This window comes from Nostoc sp., assembly GCF_036917375.1.
Taxonomy (GTDB): Bacteria; Cyanobacteriota; Cyanobacteriia; order Cyanobacteriales; family Nostocaceae; genus Nostoc.
Genome location: NZ_JBALDN010000051.1, coordinates 1 through 13,220, shown reverse-complemented (window position 1 = coordinate 13,220; position 13,220 = coordinate 1). Strand labels below are relative to the sequence as shown.

The following is a 13,220-nucleotide window of genomic DNA, read 5'->3' as shown; positions in this document are numbered from 1 at the left end:
TCTGAGTCTATATAGCAAAAATCAAATATAAGTCTTATATAAGTATGGATTTTTACGTAAGAACATTATTCAAGCTATACACTCTGATGTCAAAGGTAGAAGTGGCGACTTCTTATAATTTTTAATTTTTGGGCGCAAAAAAATGTTTTACATGAAAATATCTTGAAGTTGTGGCACTTGCTTTTGTGTAAATACTGGCAAATTTAACTCATTTGGATTATTGCGATGCCTTCTGATAAAGAGTAAATTTTAGTTCCCGTCGCAGCCTTTGAGCATGGAAACCATGATTTCGAAATATTTTTAATCAACAATAGCAGCAGGGTTGGGGCGCAGATGACTCGCAGAAAGCTTTTCCAGAGATGAAGGGATTCCGGTTCGCAACTTCAAGTATGTGCGGGCATTTGCCGAAGCCCATCCAGATGAGAAATTTGTGCTTGCACAAAGAAGATACAGTGGGTAAGAGACACAAAGAAACGGAGAGAGTATTTAATAACTTCTCCGCGTCTCTGCGTCTTTAATAAACAACTACTACCAAATTCGATTTCCATTTTCGTCAAGTCTTGCCTGCCGAATTACGTCGGAGATTTCTTCAGCGTCTTTAACGTGATGGAGTGCCTTCTTTTCGCCGTCGGGTTCATCCACAACGAAGTAAGTCGGGACTGTGATTCGATCGCCTGTAATATCTGGTACATCATCAACAGCTGCCTGTTTAGCCTTCTCTTCAACTGATTGAGGCTTATCAGAAATTCTATCTCCTGGATTCGCGGTTAAATTTTCTTTGTTCACGTCTAACTCACGAGAATCCCGGTCTTCAGTTACTGGTTGATCGATTTGATTTTCTTGATTTTTATTACTCATGGCGCTTTCAGTTATTAAAAAATGGAACTCGACTAACAACAGCTTAAAAAATCAAGGGTATAAAGAGTTCTTTCTCTGGGGAGAGTTTGAGAATATATTTTGAAGAGATTTTGTGAGGAACATATCTTAGGTTATAGCCTAGCTCTGAGGTTTATAAATAACCTCCCACTCCAGAAATAAATAATAAATAAAAATTACAGTTCAGGAACAGCTCTTAAAAAAGCAATTTTATGAAAATGAACCCATAGCAAACACAAATTTTCATTAATCCTAATGCGATCGCACCGTAGTATATTAGTAGACCTTTCTTGATAAATCGAATCATCATGGAACATTCTTCTACTAATGGCAAAATTCCAGTGAGAATAAAAACGCGCCGGGATTTTTTGACCTATATGCTAGGTACTACAGTTGCATCAGTAGCTATCGGATATCTATTTCCCAAAGTCAGCCAAAGTCGTGAGATAGACCTAGAAACCCTTTGCTCACTTTATCCCAAGAATTCACGCTGTCAAAATTATCTGCCAGGATCGGTGGCACTGGCTGAAGACGGCAAACAAATTGAAGCTAATGCACTATTAGCAACCGCAAAGCCAGGAATTCCGATTCTCGTAAAAGGCTTGCCAGATCGTAGCGTTGATTATCTAATTATTCAAGACGGGCCACAGATTGCTGAGTACGCTATCAATCCAATCTGCACCCATTTAGGATGTACAGTCAAGTGGGATCTTGAGAAGAATCACTTTATTTGTCCTTGTCATGGATCTCAATACGATTCTCAGGGTCGAGTTGTTCATGGCCCAGCTAAACGTTCCCTACCACTAATTACCGTAGTAGTCAAGCAAAACCAAATTCGTTTAGTCGATCGCAAACCTGCTGTAGATCCTCGTTAACCTACTAATAACCAATCAAATGTCACAATGCCATCATACTTTTTCAGCAAATTTGTGAATTATAAAACACTAACAAAAATTACTGCACGATTTAAATTTGTCGGGTAAGCTGACAACAGCAGTTTTATTCTCAAACCAATGACCGCAAGTAGTCCCAAAATTTTAGCCCTGGACTTTGATGGAGTGATTTGCGACGGACTAATTGAATATTTTGAGGTAGCATGGCGTACCTACTGTGAAATTTGGTCTCCTACTAATGACACACCACCAGATGATTTAGCTTTAAGATTCTATCGTCTACGCCCTGTTATTGAAACTGGTTGGGAAATGCCCGTTTTAATTAAAGCTTTGTTAGATGGAATTCCTGATGATAAGATTCTTCATGAGTGGACAAGTATCGCCCCACAACTTTTGTTAGATGACAAACTACAAGCAAGAGAAATTGCTGCGAAATTAGATCAACAGCGAGATGAATGGATTACCACAGATTTAGGTGGTTGGCTGAGTCTACATAAATTTTATCCGGGTGTAGTAGAAAAAATCAAATTAACTGTTGACAGTGGAGTTAAGCTATTTATTGTGACAACTAAAGAAGGGCGTTTTGTGCAACAGTTGTTGCAACAAGAAGGGGTGAATTTACCACCGGAGGTAATTTTTGGCAAAGAAGTCAAGCGTCCCAAATATGAGATTTTACGAGAATTAATCCAGTCAGCAGGTGATAAGCCAGTTAGTCTCTGGTTTGTAGAAGATAGACTCAAGGCGTTACAGTTAGTCCAACAGCAAGCAGACCTTGAGGATGTGAAACTTTTTCTTGCAGACTGGGGCTATAATACCCAAGCAGAACGGGAATTTGCCCAAAACGATCCGCGAATTCAGTTGTTATCACTTTCTCAGTTTACTAAGGATTTCTCAGCTTGGCTTTAATCTATTAAACATTTAGTAAAAAAGAGACGTAGCACTGCTACGTCTCTACAAAAGTTCTGAATAATGCATATTTGATTTCTGGTTATGTCTATTAAACCCTTTGCATAAAAGGGAAAAGGTTAAAGGGGAAAGGGGAAAGGGGAAAGGGGAAAGGGGAAAGGGATGATGATTGTCGCGCCACAAGAGGCGAGGTTTTTACCTTCCCCATAAAATTTGGATTATTTCGCCCCACAAGAGGCGAGGTTTTTTCCTTTCCCCCAACCCCAGTCCCCCTTCCCCTTCTTTATAAATCACAAAATTTGAATCTCACCTTGCCAAAGCTATGCTTTGTCTCTCCTCCGCTTACTAAGGGGTAAGTGTGAGGGACTTTTGCCAGATATCTATTAAATAAAACTATGTATTTTGTAAATTTAGGTGAAATAATAACTCATAACTATTCATTCTTCACTTAGCACTTATTTTTATGCTTGACCTCACAAAACTAGCGCGACAAATGCAGGGTTTAAGTCAGCATCTTACATTAGAAGCTGCTGCCAGTCGTCAGCGTTTAGAAATGGCACAACAACATTTAAAAAATGCTTACGAGTGTCAACAAGATTTAATCGATCGCCAGGAAAAATGGCGCGATCGCATTCTCTTTGCTAATGCTACCCCAATTGAGCCGCTAGAAACCTGCATCGATATCCCAGTTCCCCCGAAAATTCATACTGTCATCGCTACCGATGGTTCTCAAATTGCCCCCAATCATCACGAAATTGCTTACTGTTATCTCTTAAATATCGGCAGAGTCGTCTTACACTACGGACAAAATCGCCATCCACTACTCGATAGTTTGCCAGAAGTATTTTATCGCCCAGAAGATTTATATATGTCTCGGCAGTGGGGAATTAGAACCGAGGAATGGATGAGTTTTCGCCGTACTGCTTCAGAAGCAACGGTGTTGGCAGAACTGGCGTGTGATGCAGCGCAAAAGGAAACGCCAGCGCTAGCGATGGTAGATGGTTCGCTAATTTACTGGTTTTTAGAACAATTGCCGATGGATGCACGCGATCGCATTTTACCCCCCATCTTAGAAGCTTGGCAGCAGATGCGTGATGCTGGAATTCCTTTAATGGGCTATCTTAGCGCCTCTCGCAGCATCGAAACAATGAACTTTTTACGGTTATTAGCTTGTCCCCATCCAGCGCCAGACTGTAAAAGTCATTGCCCAAATCAGCTAGAAAAAGTACCTTGTAAAATTTTTGAACAATTGCGAGATACTTCTGTTTGGGCAAACCGACTCAAACCAGGACAACGCAGTACCTTGTGGCGCAGCAATTCCCCCATTCTCGAACTCTACGGCGATCAAACAATTTACTTTTGCTACGTCCACGTTGGCACTGAAATTGCCCGGATTGAAGTTCCGGCATGGGTAGCCGAGAATACAACCATGTTAGATCAAGCACTGGGATTGATGTTAGCACAAGTGCAAAAAGGATATGGCTATCCTGTAGCGATCGCGGAAGCGCATAATCAAGCAGTGGTAAAAGGTGGCGATCGAGCGCGTTTCTTTGCTCTTCTCGAACAACAAATGATTAAAGCTGGTTTGAAAAATGTGGGAACTTCCTACAAAGAAGCTAGAAAGCGCGGGAGTATTGCTTAAAATAATTTGTAATTCATAATTCGTAATTGAATTCTTAACTACGAATTACGCTTTGCGGTACTAATACCTTAGCTACTTAAGGACAATTACAGATAAAAGTTCTGATTAATTCAGTTTACGTAACACTTGTTATTTTAAATTTTAAATATAAATGTTTACTTTACAGCTTTTTAGGGAAACCTTTATTTAGTAGAGAATTAACTCAATAGCTAGCTAATTTACTCAGTAGAAATTACTAGATACTTATTGGCTCTACATCAAGTTAATTACGTTTTTATAAAAAAGGGGAAGGGGGAAAGGGGAAGGGGGAAAGGTAAAAACCTCGCCCGCAAGTGGCGCGAAATAATCCAAATTTTATGGGGAAGGTAAAAACCTCGCCTCTTGTGGCGCGACAATCATCATCCCTTTGCCCTTTCCCCTTTACCCTTTAACCTTTTCCCATTTATTGGTAAGCTCAACAGTCTTGGTTAGAACTGGCATTACGTGAGTCTTTAGGTTGATATATTACATCAAAATGGTAATTCAACTTCAATAAAAAAACGTATTAACTTATTTAACATTTTTCCAAAAAGATTAATACCTAAAAAGCTGATGAAACTAGTTAAATATGAGTTCAACAAATCTAAAGAAAAATACTCCCGCTTTTTCTCACTTTCTCTAGATTTATTTTGCATTGCTAACTTTGAGGGTTATTTTAAGTATTTAAATCCGGTATGGACAAAAATACTAGGTTGGTCAATTCAGGAACTTGTTGCTCAACCGTTTATCGAATTTGTTCATCCTGAAGACCGTGAATCCACTATTTTTGCAGCTCAGAAAATTGCACAATCTGTAGATGCAGTCAGCTTTGAAAACCGCTATCTTTGTCAGGATGGTTCTTACAAATGGCTGTCATGGAATGCGACTGCTTTCAGTGAAGAACAATTGATTTATGCAGTAGCTCGTGACATAACTATTAATAAAGAGAACGAGATAGCGCTACAAAAATCTATCAAAGAATTAGAAGCTTTTAGATTTGCCTTAAATGCTCATTCACTGGTAGCTATTACTGATAGAACTGGAAGAATAACTTATGTTAATGAAAAATTTTGTGAAATTTCTAAATATTCTTCAGAAGAACTTCTAGGGCAAGATCATCGGATTATCAATTCTGGACATCACACAAAAGAATTTTTTGCAAGTTTATGGAAAACTATTGCCCAAGGGAAAATATGGAAGGGAGAAATTCAAAATAAAGCCAAGGATGGAACTTTTTATTGGGTTGATACTTTGATCGCCCCAATGTTGGGACAAGATGGAAAGCCCTATCAATATGTATCTATTCGTACAGATATTACACAGCGTAAGCTTTCAGAGTTAGCTTTATTGGAGCGATCGCGCTTGTCAGTTTTGAGTGCAGAAGTCAGTTTAGCTTTATCTCAAAGTGGCACACTTCCAGAAATTCTGCAAAATTGTACAAATACTATTTCCCAATACCTTGATATCGGCTTTGTTTGTATCTGGACATTTGAACGCCAGACAAACCAGCTACAATTACAAGCTGGCGTTCATTGCACAGAGATTACTTGTAGTGCTTTGAGCGATACCCAAGATTTCCCAGATCATATCGCTTTAGTTAATAATACTATTGGCTTAATGATTCAAAACCATCAAGCTATTTTTAACCAAGAATTATCAATTAATCATTCAGTAAAGCTTATAGAATCTACATTTTCAATTTCTCGATTTTCTGCTTATCCTCTGATAGTAGAGCAGCAATTAATCGGCATAATTGCTTTATTCAGCAAGCAATTATTTACCGAACCAACTCATAACCTATTAAATTGGATTGCTAATAATATTGCTGTAGCTATTGACCGAATCTGGGCGCGAGAAGAACTCCTCAGCCGTAGGGAAGCCTTATTACTGCGTTTAGCTAGCCAAATTCGCAGTTCTCTTAACCTAGATATGATCTTAGAAACAGCTGTAAACGAAATTCGCAGCTTATTACAAATTGATCGTTGCTACTTTCTTTCTTACTTACCGCATCCATCCCAACCAAGCTTGACTATTACCTATGAAGCGCGAAACCCTAATTTGGCAAGTATGTTAGGCAGTATTCCACTGCAAAAAAGCAATTTTTTGACCCAAACACTTCTCTCTCAAGAGCTAATTTGTATAGAAAATATTAATAATAAATCACCACTTGATTATGATATGCAAGAACTTTTAACTGAGTTTGGGATTACATCTCAACTAATGCTACCAGTTAAGAGTAATTCTGGAGAGATTGGGGCAATTGTCTGTAGTCATTGTAGTGGCGATCGCATTTGGAATAACAGTGAAATTAGCCTACTACAAGCTGTTTGCGATCAACTAGCGATCGCCATCGATCATGCACAACTTTATACCCAAAGTCGCACTGCTACTTTAGAAGCTCAAACTCAAGCTGAAAAACTCACCGAAACCTTGCATAAATTGCAACAAACTCAATCTCAACTGATCCAAAACGAAAAAATGTCTAGCTTAGGACAATTAGTTGCTGGAGTTGCTCATGAAATCAACAACCCAGTTAATTTTATTCATGGTAACTTAACCTATGCTAACGAATACTTTCAAGAGATGTTGACTCTCTTGCACCTTTATCAGCAATACTATCCCCAACCGGAAGTAGAAATTGAAGATTTCACGAAAAAAATTGATTTGGAATTCCTTACTAGTGACCTTTCTCAACTACTATCCTCGATGAATATGGGTACTAATCGTATCCGTGAAATTGTATTGGGATTGCGAAATTTTTCTCGCCATGATGAAGCAGATAAAAAATTAGTTAACATTCATGAAGGAATTGAGAATACGTTATTAATTTTGCATCATCGCTGGAAAAACAATGGAATTGGCTTAGATATATCTATAGTTAAAGAATATGGCGATCTGCCTCTAGTTGATTGTTATGCTGGGCAGCTTAATCAAGTCTTTATGAATATTTTAACTAATGCGATCGATGCCTTAGAAGAGTCAATGGTCAAGATAAAAACAAATTATAAACCGCAAATTGTAATTCGTACTGAAGTTTTAGAGAGTAAATTTGTTGTTATCCGAATTGCTGACAACGGATTAGGAATGGGAGAAGACACTCAAAAGCGGTTATTCGATCCATTTTTCACCACAAAACAGGTAGGTAAAGGAACAGGTCTAGGATTGTCAATTAGCTACCAAATTGTAGTAGAAAAACACGGGGGAATTTTGAATTGTCTATCAGAACCAGGAAAAGGCACAGAATTCTGCATTCAAATTCCCATTTAAAATACTCTAGGTTTAAAAACACCACGATTTTATGCAAAGCTGTACTTTGACATTTCTTTAGCGCTAGGATATGAAAGCGATCGCTCTTAATATACTCCGTCGAAATGGTCATGCTTCCATCACAAATGCTCAAAGATTTCTCTCCCATGATATTGACAAACTTCTTGCCCTTGTGGAATGAAACAGCCCTGCCTTTATAAGGGGGGATTAAGGGGGGTAATTTGACTTGTGTGTACACCGGAGGGGATTAAGGGGTGGGGTGCAATGATTGACTGTGGAAATCATAAATAATTATGCGAACTGATATTACTGGTAATGTTTTTATTCTCTCCACAATGCCACTTGCTGTTTGAGTTCGCTCATATCCAAATAATCATTAGCAAAAGCTTTCCATAAAAGTGGATGAGGAATAAAACTATCATATTTTTGAATTTCCGGTGCTTCTGAAGTACTGACTAAATCTTCTGAAGTAATTCTTTGTTCGCACAATGAAGCAATTTCACGATAAAGATATTTAAATTTGTCCTTGCCTAATTTAATTGTCAAATAATAGGGATTTACACCGCCAATACTTGTAATTTCCAATGATTCTCGGCAGTAGGAGTTGAGTAATCTTTCTAAGGTGCGATAAGCAACCGTACCCATCCAAGGAAAAATGCAGCATTTACCTTTTTCCAATTGCAAAATATTCTGTTTATTTAATCCAACTTGCTGTGCTAACTGCCGAACTTGACTTAAACGTTGCAAAGCATTTGGTTGCAAGTAACTATACTCGACATTCTCAAATAAAACTTGCTGCATTCTTTGCAAAACTTTAGTATGAATAGTACCACCACCACCACGCCAATAAATACTAGATTTACCCTCAGCTTGTTTAACAAAAATAGCCTTTTTTTTAAAGTCAACTTCTACAACTTCCCAAGTTCTACCAGCTAAAGCAAATTGATTACCAACAGGAAGTGGCGTGACAATACTGCCAATTTCTGTTGCGCCTTGCTTAACAATATATTCTTTCTGTTCAGCAAATACAGCATAAAACTGAAATTTCCTCACCACCTTTTCTCCTGCCAAACCAAGGATTAATTTACCTTGTTCAGTCTGCTGAATATGACCAATATCAATTAGATAGTGGAGCAATAATTGTAAGTCTTCTTTGAAAATTGCAGCAAAAGGTGGCAGACTAAAAATTTGTTTAGCTAGGGCATTAGCTGAAATTTCTCCTGCTGCTGTTAAAATACTCATTATTTGGTGATAAAGCAAACTCAAAGGATATTTAATTGCTCTAATTGGTTCAATCCATTGTTCCTCTAAATAAAGTTGAATAATCGCGATACACTGTAAAAGTTGCCAGGGGATTTGTTCTGGCAGAGAAGCTTCTAATAATGGCTTATCTTCAGCGCAGACAAAACGCATATCAGCAGCTTCTCCTCTTCTACCACTGCGTCCCAAACGCTGTAAAAAGCTAGCTACTGACAAAGGGGATTCTAACTGAATCACTCGCTCTAGATAACCAATATCTATGCCTAATTCTAGAGTCAAAGTGGCGGCAGTAACAGCTGGATTGTTGGGTTCACGCATTGCATTTTCAGCAGCTTGCCGCAAACTAGCAGATATACTCCCATGATGCACATGATATATATCTGGTAGTCCTTGTTCTGTGGCAATTTGTCGTAAAGAAGCAATTACAGATTCGGTACGTGTGCGATTATTAGCAAATATCAGGCATTTGCGAGACTTGCTGAGGTTAAAAATATATTGTTCATCAGCTGTCGCCTCTGATTCATCTACTTCATCAGTAATATAAAAATGTTCTACAGCTAGTTTTATTTGCCGTTTTATGCCATCAATTTTGGGTGTAATTACTGGCTTATCTGTTCCTGAACGCAACCAATTTTCAGCTATTGAGTAATCACCAAGAGTTGCCGACAGACCAATACGACGCGGTTGTTTTTGCGTCAAGGTTGCTAAACGTTGTAATTGGCAAATAATTTGACAACCGCGTTCTGAACCCATAAAAGCGTGAATTTCATCAATAATGACAAACCTTAAATCACCAAATAAGCGAAGTAGGTCGTTATTTTTATTAATTAACAAACTTTCTAGAGATTCTGGGGTAATTTGGAGAATGCCTTGAGGATTCTTTAAAAGCTTGTTTTTTCGAGTTTGCGAAACATCGCCGTGCCAGTGCCAAACTGGAATATCTGCTTCTTTGAGTAAGTCGTTAAGACGCTCAAATTGATCGTTAATTAAAGCTTTGATTGGACTAATATATAATGCGCCAATTGTGGCAGCAGGATTGGTATGTAATAGAGTCAAAACTGGCAGAAAAGCTGCTTCTGTTTTACCCGCAGCAGTTGCAGCAGTAACTAGTAAGTGAGCATCAGTGTCAAATATAACTTGACAAGCGGCAATTTGAACTGGACGTAATTCAGTCCACTGGTGATGATAAATATATTCTTGGATGAAGGGTGCAAATCGGCTAAAGGCATCGCTCATATTTTTTATGGATAAAGCGTTAGTAACAGGTAATCAAGGATATTATCAAGGATCATTGCTATACCGTATGTTCTGGAAACATAGCTACTCTTAAACCCTAACAAGCTTCAGAAACCTCTGGATGACTTACGCAGGACGATTAATTTGCGATCGCTGGATAAGAAATATACGTATCTTGAGTATTTGGTCATTATATTTTTAAAGTATAAAAATGTTCATGCTATTTGAGCAGCGTTGTATGGACGAGAATGAAAAACGAATCCTTGACTCATGGCAGATGAATGCTTTGTTATGGACACAAGCAATTCGACAGCAGCAAATTGAAAGCCGTGCGATCGCCACTGATGCCGCTATAGTCAAAACAGTAAGCCAACTTAATCCAAGAACATTCTTAGATATTGGATGCGGTGAGGGATGGTTATCTCGACAGCTTTTTTCTTTAGGAATTGATGGCTGGGGTGTTGATTTTTGTGCCGATCTCATTGAGGCAGCAAGGCATAGTGGTGATTCTCGCTTTGTTGTCTGTTCCTACTCGGATCTGGCATCACAAAGATTTAGTACTATTAACTATTTCTCTTGCTTTATCTGCAACTTTTCAATTCTAGGCGAATCCGCTCTTGATGAGATCGCAAAGGCAGGTCATAGCCTGTTAGAAGACAAAGGCAAAATAATTATTCAAACACTTCATCCAATAATTGCTTGCGGTGACTCTACATATTCCAATGGGTGGCGCGAAACTTCATGGCAAGCAATTTCAGATCGGCCGTTTTCCCCTACTCCTTGGTATTTTAGAACCCTCGAATCATGGATTAACGAGTTTCATGCTTGGAATTACCGATTGCTAAATTTATATGAGCCGTGTCATCCCAAGACGAATAAACCAATTTCAATTATTTTTGTCTTTGAGCGCCAGTAAAGTATTAAGCAGATTTATTCTCCCACTATCTGCTGTCCTACAACTGCTTGACTTCAGTCACCCAGCTGTGCTGTAGATAATGGGGACTTAGTTGCTTTCTAGCGATCGCTACTCTTAAATTTCTGCCATAGAAATTCTACAACAAGAGCATTGGTAGCAGAAGTTCCACCTGCTATGTCATATATGGAGATTGTTGCTTAATTATTTTATGTCTATTCAAGTCTACGGAATTCCCAATTGCAGTACTTGCAAAAAAGCTTTGACATGGCTCCAACACAACAACATTGACCATGAATTTATCAACACCAAAGATACTCCGCCGACTCGTGAGATGATTCAAAACTGGGTAAAGTCTTTGGGTTTTGCTCCGATGCGAAACACCTCTGGTCAATCCTACCGCGCTTTAGGAGATGAAAAGAAGACTTGGACTGATGAACAGTGGGTTGATGCATTCACTCACGATGCAATGCTGCTCAAACGTCCACTTTTCGTCAAAGATGGAACAGCTGTGCTGGTTGGCTTTAGAGATGAGGGAATAGTTCGAGAAAAATTAGATTTAGCTTAAAGAGTTCTAAGCGTTGAGTTCCCCGATAGTTAAAACTAGGGGAAACTATATTATTGGCGATTATTATAGCGTTTCCTAATAAAACAAGTTACATCATAGCCCCCTCCCACAAGACAACAGGGAGGGGGTTGAGGGTTGGCTTCAGTACCTACTTAACCGATAATCGGTATAGGGCGATCGCCTTTTTAAATTTGGTGCGATCGGAAGCCGATAGGGCCTTCACCAGCATAAGTTGTGGTTCCAGTTAGGGTCTTCCCACCATCACTAGATGTGACGTTGAGCGCCACTACATTCTGTCCCACACGACTACCGATTAGCCAAGTTCCACCAGGATTCCACGGCGCTGTATTACCACCCCACTGGTTTTCTACTGTGTAGTTGTTGCTGCCGACAATGTTACCTTTAAAACCGATGGGCCCTTCACCAGCATAAGTGATAGTTCCAGTCAGAGTTTTACCGCCGTCGTTCGATGTAATATCAATTGCAACAACATTTTGATTTGACCGAGAGCCAAGTACCCAAGTCCCGCCAGGATTCCACGGTGCAGATGAGCCTCCCCACTGGTTTTCAACACTATAGATACGGCCATCAACAGCAGCACTCTTAAAACCGATGGGGCCTTCACCATCATAAGTGATAGTTCCAGTCAAGGTTTTACCGCCGTCGCTCGATGTAACATCAATCGCAACAACATTTTGATTTCCGCGAGCGCCAAGTACCCAAGTCCCGCCGGGATTCCACGGTGCAGATGAGCCTCCCCACTGATTTTCTACGTTGTAGGTGTCGCTCCCAGTTAAGGTAGCCTTAAAACCGATGGGCCCTTCACCAGAATATGTCGTGGTTCCAGTAAGTGTCTTGCCGTTGTCATTGGATGAAACTTTGAGTTCGACAATGCGCTGATCTGCTCTAGCTCCAATTACCCATACTCCACCAGGATTCCACGGAGCAGAAGCACCACCCCACTGATTTTGTATGTTGTATAGATTATTAGTATTGGCTGTTGTTGTCGTTGTCATTTTTTCCTCCAAGTTTTGATCGTTTAATCAAAGTGAATCTGTAGCAATCTGATTTGATTGCGGAAAAAAGTACGCACAATTAACACTACCTTTGCCAATGTACAAAGCTTGACACAGAACAAGCCTAGATCGCAAACCCTTGGCAAAAGTGTTATTAAGCAGCAAGTATTAGTGTTTTGTACTGCCGTCATTATACTAGTACTATCGTAGTTAAGATGACAAGTACACTTAAGGAAATTTTCATAAAAATGTTGTTTTGTTTTACTAACCGAGCCGTGAGATACTTAGTAAATCCCTTGGTACAGTCCGTAATACTCTTGGGTTAAGGGTTATTGGTGTAGATGATTGGTCTTTTACAGCTATTTTCAGGTAAATAGACCACGCGGTAAGGGCACAAGGCCTTGCGATTACTTTTGTAAATATTTTGTAAATTCCAACAAGCCAACTCATGCTGCCCAACTCCATAGCAGCATCAGCAGATTTGGACAGCTAGTAACTTGGGTTACAAAAGATAACCTTATAGCCTAAGTTATTAAACTCAACGAGATTGTCACCAATCCCGTTGGTCTTCAAAACCGTGCTTGAAGGTTTCCCATCACACGGCTCCTCAATGATTTGGTGTTTG

9 protein-coding genes are annotated in these 13,220 nt (G+C 39.3%); 6 read left to right on the top strand and 3 right to left on the bottom strand.

Going from position 1 to position 13,220, the window contains the following annotated elements:
• Positions 1–528: 528 nt before the first annotated feature.
• Entirely contained in the window at positions 529–858 is a 330-nt protein-coding gene (locus tag V7K45_RS13490; RefSeq protein WP_335004125.1) for a hypothetical protein, read from the bottom strand.
• Positions 859–1,184: 326 nt separating this feature from the next.
• On the opposite strand from V7K45_RS13490, the gene V7K45_RS13485 reads away from it, so the two are divergent.
• The 4 genes from V7K45_RS13485 to V7K45_RS13470 all read left to right on the top strand — a co-directional run bounded on the left by V7K45_RS13485 (position 1,185) and on the right by V7K45_RS13470 (position 7,602).
• Positions 1,185–1,751, top strand: a complete 567-nt coding sequence (locus V7K45_RS13485; RefSeq protein ID WP_335004123.1) for a Rieske 2Fe-2S domain-containing protein — start codon at positions 1,185–1,187, stop codon at positions 1,749–1,751.
• Positions 1,752–1,889: 138 nt separating this feature from the next.
• Positions 1,890–2,675, top strand: coding sequence for an HAD family hydrolase (locus V7K45_RS13480; protein WP_335004121.1), 786 nt, complete (start codon positions 1,890–1,892; stop codon positions 2,673–2,675).
• Between the two features lie 463 nt (positions 2,676–3,138).
• Positions 3,139–4,317, top strand: coding sequence for a DNA double-strand break repair nuclease NurA (locus V7K45_RS13475; RefSeq protein WP_335004119.1), 1,179 nt, complete (start codon positions 3,139–3,141; stop codon positions 4,315–4,317).
• Positions 4,318–4,908: 591 nt separating this feature from the next.
• The gene (locus tag V7K45_RS13470; RefSeq protein ID WP_335004117.1) at positions 4,909–7,602 is read left to right on the top strand and encodes a PAS domain S-box protein; all 2,694 of its coding nucleotides are present in this window, start codon (positions 4,909–4,911) and stop codon (positions 7,600–7,602) included.
• Between the two features lie 321 nt (positions 7,603–7,923).
• Here V7K45_RS13470 and V7K45_RS13465 read toward each other — a convergent pair whose 3' ends face one another.
• Positions 7,924–10,098, bottom strand: coding sequence for a DEAD/DEAH box helicase (locus V7K45_RS13465; protein ID WP_335004115.1), 2,175 nt, complete (start codon positions 10,096–10,098; stop codon positions 7,924–7,926).
• 238 nt (positions 10,099–10,336) lie between these two features.
• On the opposite strand from V7K45_RS13465, the gene V7K45_RS13460 reads away from it, so the two are divergent.
• Positions 10,337–11,014 carry a class I SAM-dependent methyltransferase gene (locus V7K45_RS13460; RefSeq protein ID WP_335004113.1) on the top strand — a complete coding sequence of 226 codons (678 nt, stop codon included), beginning with the start codon at positions 10,337–10,339 and terminating at the stop codon, positions 11,012–11,014.
• Positions 11,015–11,222: 208 nt separating this feature from the next.
• Entirely contained in the window at positions 11,223–11,579 is a 357-nt protein-coding gene (locus V7K45_RS13455; protein WP_335004111.1) for a Spx/MgsR family RNA polymerase-binding regulatory protein, read from the top strand.
• A 185-nt stretch (positions 11,580–11,764) separates the two neighbouring features.
• Here the strand turns inward: V7K45_RS13455 and V7K45_RS13450 are convergent, their stop codons facing one another.
• Positions 11,765–12,595 (bottom strand): lectin OAA family protein, encoded by an 831-nt coding sequence (locus V7K45_RS13450; RefSeq protein WP_335004109.1) that lies wholly within the window; start codon positions 12,593–12,595, stop codon positions 11,765–11,767.
• Between the last annotated feature and the right edge of the window lie 625 nt (positions 12,596–13,220).